20 protein-coding genes and 1 tRNA gene are annotated in these 16480 nt (G+C 63.3%); 12 read left to right on the top strand and 9 right to left on the bottom strand.

Annotated elements, in window-relative coordinates:
- Positions 1-39: 39 nt before the first annotated feature.
- From cyoB to G4D77_RS29360, 6 genes are all read left to right on the top strand, one after another.
- Positions 40-2046: a cytochrome o ubiquinol oxidase subunit I gene (gene cyoB, locus G4D77_RS29385; protein WP_016447183.1), complete on the top strand. Its 2007-nt coding sequence runs from the start codon at positions 40-42 to the stop codon at positions 2044-2046.
- A complete protein-coding gene (gene cyoC / locus G4D77_RS29380; protein ID WP_016447184.1) occupies positions 2039-2671 on the top strand; it encodes a cytochrome o ubiquinol oxidase subunit III in 633 nt (210 codons plus the stop codon). The genes cyoB and cyoC overlap by 8 nt, the downstream gene beginning before the upstream one ends.
- Positions 2672-3106 (top strand): cytochrome o ubiquinol oxidase subunit IV, encoded by a 435-nt coding sequence (gene cyoD / locus G4D77_RS29375; RefSeq protein ID WP_016447185.1) that lies wholly within the window; start codon positions 2672-2674, stop codon positions 3104-3106. It begins immediately after the preceding gene.
- A gap of 71 nt (positions 3107-3177) precedes the next feature.
- Entirely contained in the window at positions 3178-3891 is a 714-nt protein-coding gene (locus G4D77_RS29370) for an SURF1 family protein (protein WP_046239819.1), read from the top strand.
- A 113-nt stretch (positions 3892-4004) separates the two neighbouring features.
- On the top strand, positions 4005-5306 hold the full coding sequence (locus tag G4D77_RS29365) for an ATP-binding protein (protein ID WP_154834185.1): 1302 nt from the start codon (positions 4005-4007) through the stop codon (positions 5304-5306).
- Positions 5307-5335: 29 nt separating this feature from the next.
- Positions 5336-5872, top strand: a complete 537-nt coding sequence (locus G4D77_RS29360; protein WP_012205888.1) for a response regulator transcription factor — start codon at positions 5336-5338, stop codon at positions 5870-5872.
- Between the two features lie 72 nt (positions 5873-5944).
- Here G4D77_RS29360 and cyoE read toward each other — a convergent pair whose 3' ends face one another.
- Together cyoE and G4D77_RS29350 are read right to left on the bottom strand one after the other, a co-directional pair.
- Positions 5945-6850 (bottom strand): heme o synthase, encoded by a 906-nt coding sequence (gene cyoE / locus G4D77_RS29355; RefSeq protein WP_016447188.1) that lies wholly within the window; start codon positions 6848-6850, stop codon positions 5945-5947.
- Positions 6847-8037, bottom strand: coding sequence for a COX15/CtaA family protein (locus tag G4D77_RS29350; protein ID WP_154834184.1), 1191 nt, complete (start codon positions 8035-8037; stop codon positions 6847-6849). Before G4D77_RS29350 ends, cyoE begins: the two co-directional genes overlap by 4 nt.
- A gap of 522 nt (positions 8038-8559) precedes the next feature.
- On the opposite strand from G4D77_RS29350, the gene G4D77_RS29345 reads away from it, so the two are divergent.
- From G4D77_RS29345 to G4D77_RS29330, 4 genes are all read left to right on the top strand, one after another.
- Positions 8560-8781, top strand: coding sequence for a hypothetical protein (locus tag G4D77_RS29345; RefSeq protein WP_017403888.1), 222 nt, complete (start codon positions 8560-8562; stop codon positions 8779-8781).
- A gap of 200 nt (positions 8782-8981) precedes the next feature.
- A complete protein-coding gene (locus G4D77_RS29340; RefSeq protein WP_016447190.1) occupies positions 8982-9164 on the top strand; it encodes a hypothetical protein in 183 nt (60 codons plus the stop codon).
- On the top strand, positions 9161-9415 hold the full coding sequence (locus tag G4D77_RS29335; protein WP_047216988.1) for a hypothetical protein: 255 nt from the start codon (positions 9161-9163) through the stop codon (positions 9413-9415). Before G4D77_RS29340 ends, G4D77_RS29335 begins: the two co-directional genes overlap by 4 nt.
- Positions 9416-9514: 99 nt before the next feature.
- Positions 9515-9796, top strand: a complete 282-nt coding sequence (locus tag G4D77_RS29330; protein ID WP_016447192.1) for a hypothetical protein — start codon at positions 9515-9517, stop codon at positions 9794-9796.
- Between the two features lie 36 nt (positions 9797-9832).
- Here G4D77_RS29330 and G4D77_RS29325 read toward each other — a convergent pair whose 3' ends face one another.
- From G4D77_RS29325 to G4D77_RS29295, 7 genes are all read right to left on the bottom strand, one after another.
- Positions 9833-10609 (bottom strand): class I SAM-dependent methyltransferase, encoded by a 777-nt coding sequence (locus G4D77_RS29325; RefSeq protein WP_213758000.1) that lies wholly within the window; start codon positions 10607-10609, stop codon positions 9833-9835.
- A gap of 721 nt (positions 10610-11330) precedes the next feature.
- The gene (locus tag G4D77_RS29320) at positions 11331-11468 is read right to left on the bottom strand and encodes a hypothetical protein (RefSeq protein ID WP_193726258.1); all 138 of its coding nucleotides are present in this window, start codon (positions 11466-11468) and stop codon (positions 11331-11333) included.
- A gap of 170 nt (positions 11469-11638) precedes the next feature.
- Positions 11639-12175, bottom strand: coding sequence for a cysteine hydrolase family protein (locus G4D77_RS29315; protein ID WP_016447196.1), 537 nt, complete (start codon positions 12173-12175; stop codon positions 11639-11641).
- Between the two features lie 443 nt (positions 12176-12618).
- Entirely contained in the window at positions 12619-13122 is a 504-nt protein-coding gene (locus tag G4D77_RS29310; RefSeq protein WP_016447197.1) for a GNAT family N-acetyltransferase, read from the bottom strand.
- Between the two features lie 417 nt (positions 13123-13539).
- A tRNA-Gly gene (locus tag G4D77_RS29305) sits at positions 13540-13613 on the bottom strand.
- A 356-nt stretch (positions 13614-13969) separates the two neighbouring features.
- Entirely contained in the window at positions 13970-14272 is a 303-nt protein-coding gene (locus G4D77_RS29300) for a hypothetical protein (RefSeq protein ID WP_227740993.1), read from the bottom strand.
- A 6-nt stretch (positions 14273-14278) separates the two neighbouring features.
- Positions 14279-14416, bottom strand: a complete 138-nt coding sequence (locus tag G4D77_RS29295; protein ID WP_193726216.1) for a phosphoadenosine phosphosulfate reductase family protein — start codon at positions 14414-14416, stop codon at positions 14279-14281.
- Positions 14417-14624: 208 nt separating this feature from the next.
- Between G4D77_RS29295 and G4D77_RS29290 the strand changes: the two genes are divergently transcribed.
- On the top strand, positions 14625-15482 hold the full coding sequence (locus G4D77_RS29290) for a hypothetical protein (RefSeq protein ID WP_227740992.1): 858 nt from the start codon (positions 14625-14627) through the stop codon (positions 15480-15482).
- Positions 15483-15860: 378 nt separating this feature from the next.
- Positions 15861-16334 carry a hypothetical protein gene (locus tag G4D77_RS29285; protein ID WP_154834183.1) on the top strand — a complete coding sequence of 158 codons (474 nt, stop codon included), beginning with the start codon at positions 15861-15863 and terminating at the stop codon, positions 16332-16334.
- Positions 16335-16480 lie beyond the last annotated feature (146 nt).

Genomic DNA, 16480 nt, shown 5'->3' with positions numbered 1-16480 from the left:
AGCCCGCCGCCCGTTCCAAAACGACCTAAGAGACTCGATATGTCTGAACATACCTCCCCGGCACAGGCCCACTGGCTGCTGGGACGCATCACCTGGGACTCCATCCCGATGGCGCATGAGCCCATCGTGCTGGTGACCTTCATCGCCGTGGTGCTCGGCGGCCTCGGCGTGCTGGGCCTTCTCACTAAGTTCCGCCTGTGGGGCCCGCTGTGGCGCGACTGGCTGTGCAGCATCGACCACAAGAAGATCGGCATCATGTACATGATCCTCGGTCTGGTCATGCTGCTGCGCGGCTTCGCAGATGCGCTGATGATGCGCCTGCAGCAGGCCATGGCCTTCGGCGACAACCTGGGCTACCTGCCTCCGCACCACTACGACCAGATCTTCACCGCCCACGGCGTGATCATGATCTTCTTCGTGGCCATGCCCTTCGTGACCGGCCTGATGAACTACCTGGTGCCGCTGCAGATCGGCGCCCGCGACGTGTCCTTCCCGTTCCTGAACAACTTCAGCTTCTGGATGACCACGGGCGGCGCCGTGCTGGTGATGATCTCGCTGTTCCTGGGCGAGTTCTCCACCTCCGGCTGGCTGGCCCTGTCCAACCTGGGGGCGCAGAACCCGGGGGTCGGGCTTGACTACTACATCTGGGGATTGCAGGTGGCCGGTGTCGGCACCACGCTGTCGGGCATCAACCTGATCGTGACCATCATCAAGATGCGCGCACCCGGCATGAACCTGATGAAGATGCCCGTCTTCACCTGGACTGCCCTGTGCACCAACGCGCTGATCGTGGCCTCGTTCCCCATCCTGACCGCAGCCCTGGTGCTGATGTCGCTGGACCGCTACGTCGGCACGAACTTCTTCACGAACGACCTGGGCGGCAACCCCATGCTGTACGTGAACCTGATCTGGATCTGGGGCCACCCCGAGGTCTACATCCTGATCCTGCCGTGCTTCGGCATCTTCTCCGAGATCGTCTCGACCTTCAGCCGCAAGCGCCTGTTCGGCTACACCTCCATGGTGTACGCGACGGTGTGTATCACCATCCTGTCCTACCTGGTGTGGCTGCACCACTTCTTCACCATGGGCTCGGGCGCCAGCGTGAACACGTTCTTCGGCATCACGACGATGATCATTTCGATCCCGACGGGCGCCAAGATCTTCAACTGGCTGTTCACCATGTACCGCGGCCGCATCCGCTTCACCGTGCCGATGCTGTGGACCGTGGGCTTCATGTGCACCTTCGCCATCGGCGGCATGACCGGCGTGCTGCTGGCCGTTCCCCCGGCCGACTTCGTGCTGCACAACAGCCTGTTCCTGATCGCCCACTTCCACAACGTGATCATCGGCGGCGTGGTGTTCGGCGTGTTCGCCGGCATCAACTTCTGGTTCCCCAAGGCCTTCGGCTACAAGCTCGACGAGTTCTGGGGCAAGTGCTCCTTCTGGTTCTGGCTGGTCGGCTTCTGGGTGGCCTTCACGCCGCTGTACGTGCTGGGCCTCATGGGTGTGACGCGCCGCGCCAACCACTTCGAGGACCCCTCGCTGCAGATCTGGTTCATCATCGCCGCCTGCGGCGCAGGCCTGGTGGCCCTGGGCATCGGCAGCTTCCTGATGCAGCTCGTGGTCAGCTACTTCAAGCGCGACCAGCTGCGTGACGAAACCGGCGATCCATGGGAAGGCCGCACGCTGGAGTGGGCCACATCCTCGCCCCCGCCCCAGTACAACTTCGCCTTCACGCCCGTGGTGCATGAGATCGATGCCTGGTGGGATATGAAGAAGCACGGCTACCAGCGTCCGCTGACCGGCTTCAAGCCCGTACACATGCCCGCCAACACCGGCGCCGGTGTCGTGATCGCTGCGCTGTCCACGGTCTTCGGCTTCGCGATGATCTGGCACATGTGGCCCCTGGCCATCGTGTCCTTCGCCGCCACCGTGCTGGCGTCGATCATCCACACGTTCAACTACAAGCGCGACTACTACATCCCCGCCGCGGAAGTCGCGGCCACGGAAGAACTGCGCACACAACAGCTGGCACGTCATGTCTGATATCCGTTACACCGCAGGCGGCGCTGCCGCCCTGGCCCCGCGTGAGTACCACCTCGCCGAGGAGCCCCATCCCGAAAACGGCACCGCTCTGGGCTTCTGGCTCTACCTGATGAGCGACTGCCTGATCTTTGCAGCGCTGTTCGCCACCTATGGCGTGCTGGGCCGCAACTACGCTGCAGGCCCCACGGGCGCCCAGCTGTTCGACCTGCCCCTGGTGGCGATGAACACGGCCTTCCTGCTGCTGTCGTCCATCACCTTCGGCTTCGCCATGCTGCAAAAGCAGCAGGGCAAGCTGGGCGGCACGCAGATGTGGCTGGCCATCACCGGCCTGTTCGGCCTGTGCTTCCTGGGCCTGGAACTCTATGAGTTCTCCCACCTGCTGCACGAGGGCGCTGGCCCTCAGCGCAGCGCCTTCCTGTCCTCGTTCTTCACGCTGGTGGGCACCCACGGCCTGCACGTGACCTTCGGCCTGATCTGGCTGGTCACGCTGATGATCCAGATCAACAAGCACGGCCTGACGCACGAGAACAACCGCCGCCTGATGTGCCTGTCGATGTTCTGGCACTTCTTGGACGTGGTCTGGATCGGCGTCTTCACTTTTGTTTATCTGATGGGGGTGCTGTAAATGGCTGCACACGACATCCACGCCGGCCACGGTCACCACGACCATCACGGCCATGACGACCACCACCACGATGCCGGCCCGCACAGCACGTTCTCGGGCTACATGTGGGGCTTCGTGCTCTCGATCATCCTGACGGCCATCCCGTTCTGGCTGGTGATGGGCAACATCATCTCGGACCGCTCGACGGCCGTGATGGTGCTCGGCGGCTTCGCCGTGGTGCAGATCCTGGTCCACATGGTCTTCTTCCTGCACATGAACGGCAAGATCGAAGGCGGCTGGACCCTGCTGTCCACCATCTTCACCGTGGTCTTCGTGGCCATCGGCATCGCAGGCACGCTGTGGGTCATGTTCCACATGAACACCAACATGATGCCCCAGCACACCATGCCGGCCGATCCTGCGGCGCAGACGGCACCGGCCGTGGTCACGCCTTGACCGCATCCGGAAACTCCGGGCCCTCCAGCCGCGCAGGCGCATCGCGCCGGCGCGGCCCACTCGCTCAGGCGATGCTCATCTCGGTGGGCATCGCCTTGTTTTTGGGCTTCATCTTCCTGGGCAGCTGGCAGGTGCAGCGCCGCGCCTGGAAGCTGGATCTCATAGAGCGCGTGGAGCAGCGCGTGCACGCCGCGCCCGCTGCCCTGCCCCCGCCCGCCGAATGGCCGCAGATCACGGCCGCCGACCATGAATACCGCGCTGTGCAGGCCAGCGGCCAATGGCTGACAGGCAAGACCGTGCTGACCCAGGCCGTGACCGAGCTGGGAGCAGGCTTCTGGGTGCTGACGCCGCTGCAGCTGGACGATGGCAGCCAGGTGCTGGTCAACCGGGGCTTCATCCCCACGGAGCAGCGCGCACGCTGGCAGGCGCAGCCCGGGCAGGCATCCCAGGACCAGGTAACGGTGTCCGGCCTGCTGCGCATCAGCGAGCCGCGCGGCGGTTTTCTGCGCGAGAACGATCCTGCTCAGCAGCGCTGGTTCTCGCGCGATGTGGCGGCCATTGCACAGGCCCAGGGCCTTGGCAAGGCAGCGCCCTATTTCATCGACGCCGGCCTGCCCGGCCAGCCCGTGGCGGACGGCACCTGGCCGCGCCCGGGCATGACCGTGATCCGCTTTCCCAACAGCCACATGGTCTACGCACTGACCTGGTACGGATTGGCGCTGATGGTGGTCGGTGCCGCCTGGCTGGTCAGGCGCAATGACCAGCAGCCGGCCGGCAAGCCATAGAACCGCCTTGCGCAGGCAATGGGGCCATCGATGACATCGGTGGCCCTTTTTCTTCAGTCCTCTACAAGACCCTGCCGCGCCACGGCTGCCTGCGGTAGCGCACAATCGCCCGCGTGAATTCGCCTTCAGAGTCCCTGTTCCGCGTCGAGCGCACCACCGAACGCCAGAACATGCAGCTGCTGATACAGCTGCGCTGGTTTGCCGTGGTCGGGCAGGTGATCACCATCTCCCTGGTGCACTACGGCTTCGGCATCAACCTGCCGCTGCCGGCCATGGCCCTGGTGCTGATGGCCAGCGTGTTCACCAACCTCGGCTACATCTACTGGTACCGCAGCCACCGCCGCCAGATCTCGGCGCGCAACCTGTTCCTGGCCCTGCTGGCCGACGTGCTCGCCCTGGCCATACAGCTATATCTGAGCGGCGGCGCCAGCAATCCCTTCATCTACCTGTTCCTGCTGCAGGGCATTCTGGGCGCCGTGCTGCTCAGGCCCGTGCACGCCTGGATCATCGTTGCCAGCACATCGCTGTGCACCCTGGTGCTGGCCATCGTGCACTGGCCCCTGCCCATTGGCGCGGCGGGACCGGACGGGCTGCCCGGCCTGTACGTGAGCGGCATCCTGATCAGCTTCGGGCTGACCACGGTGCTGCTGGTGGTCTTCCTGCGCCGCATCGTCTCCAACCTGCGACGGCGCGACGCGCGGCTGGCCAACATGCGCCAGCGCGCCAGCGAGGAAGAGCACATCGTGCGCATGGGCCTGCTGGCCACGGGCGCGGCGCACGAGCTGGGCACGCCGCTGTCGACCATGTCCGTCATCCTGGGCGACTGGCAGCGCATGCCCGTCATCACGCAAGATCCCGATCTGCTCGCCGACCTGCAGGAGATGCAGCAGCAGCTGCTGCGCTGCAAATCCATCGTCTCCAGCGTGCTCATGTCCGCCGGCGAAACCCGCGCCGACGCGCCCCAGGCCACGACCTTGCATGCCTTCATGGATGGAGTGGTCGCCCAATGGCAGTCACGCCATGCGGTGGAGCGTTTCGACTATGTCCAGGCCGAAGAGGACTTCCCCATTCTTTCGGATACCGCGTTGCAGCAAATGGTTTGCAATGTGCTCGACAATGCCTCCGAGGCATCTCCCGGCCATGTGGCGCTGCACCTGTCCGTGCGCACCGGCATGCTGTGCATCACCGTGCGCGACAAGGGTCCCGGCTTTGCACCTGCCGTGCTGGAGCAGCTGGGCCAGCGCCATATCTCCACCAAGACGGAGCGCCCGGGCCGCGGACTGGGCCTGTTCCTGGTGCTCAACGTGGCGCGCTCGCTGGGCGGACGCGTTCAGGTGAGGAACACCCCGCCCAGGGGCAGCGAGGTGGAGATCCGCCTGCCCCTGTCATCGATTGCCATTGAACCCGGCGCCTGAAGCGGCGCCCACAGGAACCCGAATCGCCCATGGACAGCTCCCGCCTCCTGCTGCTGGTTGAAGACGATGCAACGTTTGCACGCACGCTGACGCGATCGTTCGAGCGGCGCGGCTACCGCGTGCTGCAGGCCGCCAGCGCCGAGGAAGTGCGCGAGCTGCTGCAGACGCATTCGCCGCAATACGCCGTCATGGACCTCAAGCTGGCCGGCAATGCCTCGGGCCTGAGCTGCGTGCAGATGCTGCACCAGCACAACCCCGAGGCGCTGATCGTCGTGCTCACCGGCTATGCCAGCATTGCCACGGCCGTGGAGGCCGTCAAGCTCGGCGCCTGCCACTACCTGGCCAAGCCGTCCAACACCGACGACATCGAGGCCGCCTTCGGCCGCCTCGAAGGCCGCACCGACGTGGAGCTGTCGCGCAACCCCACTTCCATCAAGACACTGGAGTGGGAACACATCCACGAAACCCTGGCCGAGAGCGACTTCAACATCTCCGAGGCCGCACGCCGCCTGGGCATGCACCGGCGCACGCTGGCGCGCAAGCTGGAAAAGCGGCAGATCAAGTAAGACGGCAGGCACCAAGACAAACCGGGCCTCAAGGGCCCGGTTTGTCATTGCGCGGCCATGGCCCTCAGGCCATCAGCCCAGCCAGAGGTAGTGATCGATCAGCAGTGCCAGGAACAGCACGCTCAGATGCACCAGCGAGAAGCGGAAAGTCCTGCGCGACAGCTCGTCCGAGTAATTGCGCCACAGCGCGAAGGCATAGCCGCAAAAGCCCACGCTCAGCACCACGGCCACCACCAGGTACAGCCAGGAGCTCATGCCGTACATGAAGGGCAGCATGCAGGCTGCGAACAGGATCACCGTGTACAGCAGGATCTGCAGCCGCGTGTACTCGCTGCCATGCGTGACGGGCAGCATCGGCAGGCCCGACTGGCGGTAGTCCTCCACGCGGTACAGCGCCAGCGCCCAGAAATGCGGAGGCGTCCACAGGAAGATGATGAGAAACAGGATCAGCGCCTCGGGTCCGACCTGGCCCGTCATCGCGGCCCAGCCCAGCACGGGCGGCATGGCGCCGGAGGCGCCGCCGATCACGATGTTCTGCGGCGTGGCGGGCTTGAGGATCACCGTGTAGATCACGGCATAGCCCACGAAGGTGGCCAGCGTCAGCCACATGGTCAGCGGATTGGTGCACAGCAGCAGCACCAGCGCACCCAGCGTGCACAGGATGGCCGAGAAGGCCAGGGCCTGCTGGCTGGTCAGCTCCCCGCGCGCCGTGGGCCGCCAGGAGGTGCGCTTCATGCGCGCATCGATATGGCGCTCCACCAGGCAGTTGAAGGCCGCTGCGGCGCCCGCCACCAGCCAGATGCCCAGGCAGGCCAGCGCCATGTGCAGCCACTGGTCGGCGTTGGGCCAGCCCGGCACGGCCAGCACCATGCCGATCAGCGCGCAGAACACGATCAACTGCACCACGCGGGGCTTGGTCAGGGCATAGAACTGCGTCCAGCGTGAGGACTCGACACTCAGGGAAGCTTGTTTACTCATGCAATCTCTCCACGGGCAACCGGCAACCCGGCCCGCAGCGTGCCCGGGCGACTGGCCGCCAGGCACCAAACAATCACGGTCACCAGCGCGGCTGCGCCACCCGTATGCAGCACCGCGGCCACCAGCGGCCAATCGAGCACCACGTTCGACAGGCCTGTCAGCACCTGCAGCACCAAAAACGCACCCAGCACGCGGCGCTGCAACGCCAGTGCGGGCACTTCACCCAAACGCCACCACAGCCCGGCCAGCGCAGCCACCACCACATAGGCCGCCAGGCGGTGCAGATAGTGGATGGCCGTGAGGCCCGCAAAGCTGATGTTGCTGCCGTCCTGCAGCAGGCCCAGCGGACGCCAGATCTGCAGCGCCTGCGAAAAATCCATGGCCGGCCACCAACTGCCCTGGCAGGTCGGAAAACTGCTGCAGGCCAGCACCGCATAGTTGGTGCTGACCCAGCCACCCAGTGCCACCTGCAGCACCAGCAAGCCCAGGCCCAGCCACAGCAGAGCACGCAGGCCCGGGGAAATCACCGTTGCCTGCTGCTGGCGTGCCGCCCGGCTCAGCCCCACGGCGGGCACGCACAGCAAGGCCAGCAGGCCCGTGCCGCCCAGCAGGTGCAGGGTCACGATGGCCGGAAACAGCTTCATGGTCACGGTCCAGGCGCCAAAGGCACCCTGCAGGCAGACCCAGAACAGCGCCAGCGTGGGCCACCAGGGGCTCATGGCCCCCAGCCGTGCGCCTTCCACGCCTTGGGCGCCACCCGCCCTGCCCTGGCGGCGCGCACGCCGCCAGGCCATGATGGTCATGGCGATGATGAGCACGCCCACGGTGGTGGCCAGATAGCGGTGGACCATCTCTATCCATGCCTTGCCATGCGTCACCGGCCCGGTGGGCATGGCGGCCTGCGCCTCGGCAATCTGCGCGCGGGCGCCCATGGGGCTGGCGCTGCCATAGCAGCCCGGCCAGTCAGGGCAGCCCAGGCCGGAATCGGTCAAACGCGTAAAGGCGCCGAACAGCACCAGGTCGAAAGTCAGGAACAGCGTCAGCACCGACAGTGCCTGCAGCCGCTTGAGCGAGCCACCGTTGCGGTTGCGCAGCCACACCCAGGCCAAGGGTCCCAGCGCCAGCAACAGGCCCAGCAGCATCAGCTCCAGAACGGGGGCCAGATCGTACAGCGCCTGCTCGTTCACCTCCGCCCTCCGCAGCGCAGCGTCCACCGGACGGAACTGACCCCAGGCAAGCCGCAAGGCAATGCCACAGGCGCATCCGGTTGGCGACAGCAGAACTTCATAAATGAGAGCAATTTGACGAGAAGGCTCAGCCCCATGCGCGAGATTGGATCGCAGGCCGGGCCCACAGAGAATCAGGACATGCACCCAGATACAGGCTGCGGGACGGCGCCCCATGCACAAGGCCCGCCAAGCGGGCCCGGTCGCTGCAACTTTCAGAGCAGCATGTCTTTGATATGAAACAATTCTACTTGCCTGCGCACCACTCAAGCGCCCAAGCGCGCAGTGCCCCTAGACCGCAGCCAGCTTCTTTTGGCCGGCGTGGTGCGGCTTGGGCCGGGTGCACACGAATTTGCGCAGGGCACCGCCCGAGGCATCGGTGGCCCGGCTTTACACAACTGCTCAGATTCGCTCAGACTCAGACGCCCAGCGTTCCTTAGATTGACGCTTTTACTTGGGGACCGGCAACCGCCGGGTGAGGCCATGATTGCAGGACGCTCGTGGACTGTGCTTGATGGGCGCGGACACGAAATCGGGCGTGTCGAAGGCGATGAATTCGTCCGGTGCGGGACCAGGCTCATCTACCGCATCGATGGGCCGGCGCTGTACTCCATGGACGGCTCGGCCAGACTGATGGGCTTTATCGAAGGGACCGAGGTCAGAACCCGGCAGGGGCGGATCTTTCTCAAATTCCTCGCGCATTGAACTGCGCTGCTCTGATCTGCGCAGCACCGTGCGCATGCAGCGGCAAGCTTTCGGCCCCCTTCTGCGCCGGCCGATGACAATCTATATCAATTCATTCATAGCCAGTCGCTAAGACGCACAGATAATTGCCGGCATTCGTGTGAATTGTGAGAAGGGACCGGGCCACGTGCCACGCCCTTCGCATGCTGGAGGATTGGCAGATGAGCGCCCCGGAAATGGAGGCCATACAGGAGCGGCTGAAGAAGCTGCGGGCCGACGAGGCGCAGGTAGCCGAGCAGCTGGAACGGCTGCAGACCCAGAAGGCTGCGCTGGAGCACAGGCAAGCCATGATCCAGGGCGCCTTGGAGGTGCTGGAAGAGATGCGGCAGGAGCTGGAGCCATGAACCGCGGCAAGCCCGGTTCGTCCCCGTCCCCGTCCTCGTCACCGCCCGCCACTGCCCTGCCAACAACCCAGGACTGGCTGGAAAGAATTGCAGCCCTGGATGCCACGCAGCCGCCGCCTACCCCACCTCGTCCGCGCAACACCCGCAAAGCAGCGCGCCGCAAGGCGGTCACCATCGTGGCAAGGCTGGTGCTGCTGGTGCTGCTGGCCATCGCCCTGGCCGTGGCGGCGCAATTGATGTGGGTCAAGTAGCTGCCTGCGGTATACCCTCGCATCCTGGCGAAGTTCCCATATTGTTTGCATGCTCACTTGCGCCTAGCATGGAGGCACACTCAACGCAGTGGAGGTGTCATGGCCGATCCCGAAGAACCGCTGGAAATACGCTCAGAACGCTGGCAGTCGCTGAAGGGGCTGGACATCGCCTCCGTGGATCTGGGCCCCATCTGCGTGGTGCTCTTGCTGACGTTGATCTGCATGGCCGTGATGCTGCTGCTGGCCAAGTCCGGCGCCGAGCAGGTGCGGCAGGCCCAGCCATCGCCCCAGGCCAAAGGCCCTGCTCCCCGACCGCAACCGGCGCAGCCCGTGGCAGAACCCGCCCAGCAACAGACCTGGATACCGGCCTTGCGCACCTGAGCGCGGCAAGGCCGGTCCAGGCCGTAGGTAGCGCGTTCAGACCTTCATCGAACGTGTCGCAATGAAGGTCGGCACGAACTTCTCGATCACAAAACGGGCGTGGGGCTGCCAGTCCTCGTGGAAGCCCGTCAGCACAAGCCCCGCATCCAACTGCCCCCCGATCTGATCGGCCAGCGTATGGCCGAACACCAGGGCCTCGTTGCGCTCGCGCTTGGCCGCAATCGCCTCGGGCGGCAAATCCGCCACATCGGAATACGGCAGGCGCCAGGCGGGCCGCACGAGTCCTTGCTCGCGCAATGCAGGATCACGGTCCTCCACGAAGACCACCGGATTCCAGAAGCTGGACAGAAGACGCCCGCCCGTCGTCAGCACCCGCGCGCATTCACGCCACACGGGCCGCACATCGGGCACGTAGAGGTTGGAGATGGGGTGAAAGATCACATCAAAGCTGGCGTCTGCAAAGACCCCCAGATCGCGCATATCGCCCTGCACGCAGGTCAGCGCAAGGCCTTCGCGCTCGGCCACATGCCGGTCCTGCGCAAGCTGGCCGGCTGAGGCGTCGAAGACGGTGACCTGGGCGCCCGCCGCAGCAAGAATGGGCGCCTGCTGGCCGCCGCCGCTGGCAAGGCAGAGGATGCGCAGGCCGCGTACATCATCCAGCCAGCCGGCAGGCAAGGGGCCTGGCGTGAGCCGCGCCTGCCAGCTTCCGGCGCGGGCCCGTGCTATTTCGGCGCTGTCGACCGGGCGCGACCAGTCGCAGGACTTGGCAGCCTGCTGGTTCCAGGCGGCCGTGTTGTGGGCAAGGATATCGATGGATCCGTCATGGGCACTCTTTCAAAAATTCCGAAAGGAGGCCGCACGGCGACGCCGGGTTGCGTTCAGGAAACGCAGAGCAATCAACGAACAGGCAGGAGGTGACGCAGGCGTCCGCCGTCGGCCGGCAAAGGGCTTCGGGGGATTGGTCGGACGCAGGTCCGAAGGCGTCACAGGTTCATGTCAGGCTCGCAATGGTCGCAGGAACGGAAGCAAAAATTCTAGGGCTGCCCGAAGCACGCTGTCAAACAGCTGCGGCGCCTTCCCCACACGGTCATGCAAAAGTCACAACCGTGAGACGGCCTGGCTGTAAGTTGAACACGCACCCTCGATGGCGCCGGCTTCTGCTGCGCCTTGGCGCGCCCGCTGACGACCGCCTTTTCCAACCCGGCGCCCAATGGATACCGAGGAGCAACACTTTGAAGGAGAGCTATGCGTAGTCCCAAGAAAGGCAGAGAGCCGATCCGGCTCCTGGACCTGGCCCCCGCCGTCTTCTGCATGCAGTGCGAACAGGAAAAGCCCGCCACAGGCGCCCGCCAATTCCATGCGTGGCACGTGTGCAGCGATTGCTCGCAGAAGCTGGCCCGACTCCCCACGGCGCAAGCACCGACGGCGCACCCTGCGCACTAAGGCAAGCGATTCCCCAAAACGACAGCCCGCCAAATGGCGGGCTTTCTCATGCCCTTTCGGGCATGGGCGGGACCATGACAGTGGATCGCGCCTACCAGGGCGCAAACACCATCATCAGCGCCACGGCCACGACGGCTGCGGCGATGTACATGGTCCGCCTGGTGGCGAACCGGTTGCGGGACGACGACGTGGGCACTTGGCCAGGGGTGTTGGGAGGAGGTGTGTTCATGGCCTCAAGCATGGGTGCCGCCCAGGCACGCCCTTGTCGGACAAGCACAGGTCAGGGAATCAGCGCAAGGCAGGACCAGGCCGTCGGCATTGGCCCATGGCCCGGTGGTCTGAAAGACAAATGACGCTGCAATCGCTCGCGTGTGCCTCAATATGGGCGGACTCCGCAGATCAGGTGTGAACCGGTGCCGAGAAATCCCAGGCGTTTGCGGGCATGACCGCGCAAAATGCCCCTGCCAGCGTCGCGTTGTGGTGTTCCACAATTTTCTGCGCTGCAAGCTGGGGGGTGTCGGCACAAGTATGTCCATCCGCAATAAGGACGGCATCAAGGCCCAGATCGCGAGCGACCCGGCAATTGGTGTCCACGCAGTACTGAGTCTTCATGCCGGTGATGACCAGGCCGGTCACGTTGCGTGCTTGAAGCTGCTGCAACAGATCGGTGCCTGCAAAGGCGCTTGGGCGGTGTTTTTCGAACACAACCTCACTGCCGTCCAGTTGCAGTTCGGGTGCGAGTTGGGTCAGTGGGCTGCCTGGGCCAATGGGCGTTCCCACGGGACCGATGTGACGAGCCAGAAAAACTGGCGCTCCCGCACGGCGGGCCTGTGCCATCAAGGTGTTGATGGTGTCCAGCACCTCGGTGCAGCGCCACATGGGTTCAGGGCCTCGGACCAGGCCGACCTGAACATCGAGGACTAACAGAGCAAACATGAGAACAACTCCTTGCGTGGTGCCGGCGACGCAAGGGCAAAAAAAAGGGCCCTGTCCATCGCTGGCGGGCCTGGGAAGTGGTTCAACTGAGACTCACGGCACTTCACACGGTCCGCAGGAAGCGGTCGTGGAGATGGTAGTGGTGAGAGTGCAGTGAACCATGGAGTTCCATTGTAACGAGCGCCTTCGCCTGTCATCTCAGCACCTATGCGGCTTTTTTGCGTTTGTCGCGCCGCAGATCTCGCCCCTGTAGTTCCGGACGCTGTCCAGCTGTTTTCGGGGGATACGTCAGGCAAGAACAAGCCCACTGTTAGGCCTTGTCTGCACCTCGGTGTGCTTCACCTTCTTCGACGTCTCGTCACTTCCCAGGATGACAAGGTGCTGCGTCCTTTGCGAGACCAGTTCATGGAGAACCCTCAGGCGCTGACGGATCCGGGCAGCGACTACGCGGACAACAGCGCCCAGCGTTCGTGATCTCGCCAGCGACCACCGACCTTCATGAATGCGGGCGACAACCCCTCCAACTTGAAACCACAGGACTTCACCAGTGCTATGGCTGCCTTGTTCTCAGGCTGAATGTTGGCTTCCAGCCGATGCAGCTTCGAAGTCCTGAAGACCTGCTTCACGACATGCGCGAGGCCCTCCTTCATCAGGCCCTTCCCTTCGAAGCCCGAGAATGCAAAGAAGTCGATATGGGCAGAGCGGAACGGGTCCATCAGGATGTTCGTGATCTGCACGACCCCGGCAAAACCATCGCTGCGCCACTCCCAGATCACAAATGCCGCACCCGACGGCTCCTGCACGCGAGCCAGGTAGCCCTGGAACTCCTGTGCCGTGCTGGGCGGCGAAACCCATGGAGCGTGCAGTTTGCGGCTCTGTCCGACCGCGTCGATGAACTGCTGCTCCAGATCGGCGGTCAGCGTCGAAACGTAGATATCTGTGCCCATGACTTCCCTTCTCTGTGGAGAGAAAAGTGTAGCCAGCCCAGGAATCCGTCGGAAGCCCGGCAGCGCGCTTGCACCCTACAGCCTTGTCAAGTGCACCATTGAAACGACGAAGCCCGCTCGGCGCGGGCAGCCTAAGAATTCGAGTTCGAGCTCGGCGCACCATCAAGAGGCGATGCGCAAGCGCTCGGGTCGAACGATATGGAAGAAATGGCGCGACTGCCAACGGCGCAGCGTTGTGGAGGCGAAGAAGAACTTGCTTTAAGCGGCCGGGCGAAATGGTGACCGTACGCATGTTCGACTGCCAGCTTGTGGAACTGCATGTCCACGTCGGCTTGCTCAATCGCTTTAGCCAGATTGGCCACTCTCGAGCCGCATTCTGTTTGTGCACCAGAACCGACGTGAGTAGGGATGTCTATCTGGAGCGGGCGATGGGAATCGAACCCACGTCTTGAGCTTGGGAAGCTCAGGTCCTGCCATTGAACGACGCCCGCCTTGGCCAAGCCATTGTCGAATCATGCATTTCTTCGCCAAGGGCTTGCATTTCTTGGAAATTTCACGGCGCGCTTGCCGCAGAACCTCAACTTGGCACCCAGCGAATCCATCTTCACTTACGAACTTGGCGTAGGTTCTGGCGTAGGTTTTTGCTCCCTACGCCGTTGGCAATAAAACCTACGCCATGACTCTGGAAGAGATTCTAGTGCCATTCGGTCCGCGTTCTTTCAAGCAGCTTGCTGCGTGGGCACGGGACTCACGGAGTGGTCGAGCATACGAACCTGGGCGGTCTTCGTCAGGGGCTTGCCAGGGGACGGTACGGTCGATGAGGTAGCCAGGAGGAAAGTCTTGGGCGTTATGGAGTTCGCGCGGCACCAGCATGCGCAACGTGATAGCCACGATCCTCCCAAGGCTCGCCCTTGAGCCACACGGTCGCGAACGCCAGGCGGTCGCGCGTGGTGGTCGTGTTCATGGGGTCGCGCAGGTCGCGGGCCGGCGTGCTGTTGAACCCGCCGTTGGCCTGGACCATGAAAGCAGAGGCGAGGTTTTGGCCGCCGCCGCTGGCCGTCGCGGGGCCCAAGGAGCCCTTGATGTATTTGGCGCCGTGGCTCCAGCGCTTGTTGCCGTCCTTTCCCTCGCCGTGTTCCGGACAGGCCAAGTCGTCCTAGACAGCTTGATGCTCGTTGTCGGTGTCGCAGAAGACCGGGACCATGCTGCAGGATGGGCAGCGCTCCATGGCGAGCAGCAGCACGGCTGTGCTGTCCTTGCCGCCAGATACGGAAATGACGTGCTTTGTCGCCATGGATTGGGAATTCAGAACATCAAAAGCCCGAGTTGCCTGCACCGTTCGGGCTTCGGGGCGGGTTGCCTGCCTCTTGATGCAAGAGTTAGTGAGCAAATAGATTACCCAAATTGAATCCAAAACTTGACTTGAATTGGAATATCGCAGTCACATGATTGCCAGTTATAGTTAATCGGTTTTTTGCAGTTCAAACATCAATGGAGTCGTTATGAATCGTTTTGCCCGTAGTGCTGTGTTCTCTGCGCTCGTATCCTGCCTGGCTGCGCCGGCAATGGCGGCCCTGCCTGATTCAGGTATGTGGACGATTGACGGGGAGCTGAACGGCAAGCCAGGACGCGGCATTCAGATCGACAGGCAAAGCGGGCTGAACGTCATCGTCACCTATTATGGCTATAGGACGGACGGGTCGGCACTCTTCCTGCAAGCGGCAGGCCAGTTGAAGGACGAGAAGATCTTCGAGGGGGAGCTGGCCGAATACCAGGGCGGTCGCGTGCTGGGAGGTCCGGCGCAGAACGGCGAAGTTGCACAAGTCGTGGGCCCTGTTCGCATCGTCTTCGACACTGAGACATCGGCGTCCATCACGCTCCCCGGCGAAGCCACTCAACTGATGAAGAGATTTCGCTTTGAAGACCACTTGAGCCGCCTTCACACAAAATCTTTCAGCTATTCCACCGCGGAGGAAATGGTCAGAAAGGTGACCCCTGGGACGATCCACATCTACGCAAAGGATGGCATCTTTCGTATGGAAGAAGAGTTGGTCAACGGCGGTTCATGCTTTTACGAAGGTGGACTCGAAGTCTCGGGGCAGTCTGTCAACTCCGCCGGGTCCGTGACCTGCAAGGACCCGTCTACTCGACCGAATGTCCATTCCTACAAGGTTGAGAACCTGCAAGTAGACGAGTATGGGGTCTTGACTGGGCGCTTCAACTGGTCCGGGTGGGACACTGCGGGAAATACGCTGAGCAATACGCGCACCGTGGTCGGCATCTGCAGTTCCAATCTGGAGCCGCTTGACGCAAAGGCCTGTCTTGAAAATGGTCACAGCTTCTATACGAAGCCGAATTGATCCGATTCCTTGATCCCAGGCCCACAGTGCCGTGCTGAAAGAAAAAAGCCCCTGGCGCGTGCGCGACCAAGGGCTTGAGGTGCCGCCTAGACTTGGCGCGCACCTGCCTGCTTGGTGTATCGGCAGTCCGTTGCCTAACTTTTGGCTGTTTCGATCAGGAATTGCTCCCTGTCCTTGCCGTCGATCCAGTTCGAGGTCTGCCTCGGTACTTCGGGGTGCCCACGCTGCCCAGGGGGACGACATCGGCAGCCGGCAGGGCGTCGCCGCGGCGGTGGTCTTCGGGCTGGCTACGGGCGTGGGCGCGGCGATTTGTGCGACAAATCCGAGCCAAGCGGGCTACAGTCGCAAGCAACGTTCCATCCAACCTCGGCAGACAGCATGCAGGACACCGTCTCTTGCGAGAGCACCAACGCAGAAATCCGGCTGAGAGGCTTGCGCGTGCAAAGCATGCGCCTCTGCGATTCCTACGTACGCATGCACATGAATCTCGAAGCCTGTGGCTCGCCCGACGCACTGGGCGTCATGCACCACTTCTTCAACTGCTACTGGCTCAACGACCTGGAGCTGCCCTATCTCACCGATCTGCTGGATTTGCGCAATCCGCAGGTGTGCCCCGTCAGCCTGCGGGAGGACGGCTGGGCGCAGATGGAGCCGGACCGACGCCAGGTACGAATCTGCAGCACCTATGGTGATTCACCCTGCGCGTTGATCGCCTGGGAAGAGTTCAGCGCGGCCATGCAGCTCAAGCACCGCTTTCTTTGCCTGATGCGGCAGTACGAGGGTCAGGGCATCCCTCGCTACAGCATCGCTGAAGGCTTCAGGGTTCGACTGCGTGCACCTGCTCGTGCATAGGCCGGGTGTCCACCCTGGAGACTAGGGACACGGAAATCTTTCCTCCTGATGCAAGCATGAAAAGGCTTTCAGAGGCCAGGGAGACCAGGTGCAGTTGCACACAGAGCATCCTGCATGCAGAAGCCCCTGACGTTTTCGACTGAGCG

Source organism: Delftia sp. WY8, from assembly GCF_018437695.1.
Classification (GTDB): domain Bacteria; phylum Pseudomonadota; class Gammaproteobacteria; order Burkholderiales; family Burkholderiaceae_C; genus Comamonas; species Comamonas tsuruhatensis.
The sequence above is the reverse complement of the archived record's forward strand: the minus strand, read 5'-3'. Positions and strand labels throughout refer to the sequence as shown.

Bases quoted from the DNA above. Each gene is read 5' to 3' on its own strand.
- cyoB (WP_016447183.1), top strand. From the start codon at position 40: ATGTCTGAACATACCTCCCCGGCACAGGCCCACTGGCTGCTGGGACGC.
- cyoC (WP_016447184.1), top strand. From the start codon at position 2,039: ATGTCTGATATCCGTTACACCGCAGGCGGCGCTGCCGCCCTGGCCCCG.
- cyoD (WP_016447185.1), top strand. From the start codon at position 2,672: ATGGCTGCACACGACATCCACGCCGGCCACGGTCACCACGACCATCAC.
- G4D77_RS29370 (WP_046239819.1), top strand. From the start codon at position 3,178: ATGCTCATCTCGGTGGGCATCGCCTTGTTTTTGGGCTTCATCTTCCTG.
- G4D77_RS29360 (WP_012205888.1), top strand. From the start codon at position 5,336: ATGGACAGCTCCCGCCTCCTGCTGCTGGTTGAAGACGATGCAACGTTT.
- cyoE (WP_016447188.1), bottom strand. From the start codon at position 6,850: ATGAGTAAACAAGCTTCCCTGAGTGTCGAGTCCTCACGCTGGACGCAG.
- G4D77_RS29345 (WP_017403888.1), top strand. From the start codon at position 8,560: ATGATTGCAGGACGCTCGTGGACTGTGCTTGATGGGCGCGGACACGAA.
- G4D77_RS29340 (WP_016447190.1), top strand. From the start codon at position 8,982: ATGAGCGCCCCGGAAATGGAGGCCATACAGGAGCGGCTGAAGAAGCTG.
- G4D77_RS29335 (WP_047216988.1), top strand. From the start codon at position 9,161: ATGAACCGCGGCAAGCCCGGTTCGTCCCCGTCCCCGTCCTCGTCACCG.
- G4D77_RS29330 (WP_016447192.1), top strand. From the start codon at position 9,515: ATGGCCGATCCCGAAGAACCGCTGGAAATACGCTCAGAACGCTGGCAG.
- G4D77_RS29320 (WP_193726258.1), bottom strand. From the start codon at position 11,468: ATGAACACACCTCCTCCCAACACCCCTGGCCAAGTGCCCACGTCGTCG.
- G4D77_RS29315 (WP_016447196.1), bottom strand. From the start codon at position 12,175: ATGTTTGCTCTGTTAGTCCTCGATGTTCAGGTCGGCCTGGTCCGAGGC.
- G4D77_RS29310 (WP_016447197.1), bottom strand. From the start codon at position 13,122: ATGGGCACAGATATCTACGTTTCGACGCTGACCGCCGATCTGGAGCAG.
- G4D77_RS29295 (WP_193726216.1), bottom strand. From the start codon at position 14,416: ATGGCGACAAAGCACGTCATTTCCGTATCTGGCGGCAAGGACAGCACA.
- G4D77_RS29290 (WP_227740992.1), top strand. From the start codon at position 14,625: ATGAATCGTTTTGCCCGTAGTGCTGTGTTCTCTGCGCTCGTATCCTGC.
- G4D77_RS29285 (WP_154834183.1), top strand. From the start codon at position 15,861: ATGCAGGACACCGTCTCTTGCGAGAGCACCAACGCAGAAATCCGGCTG.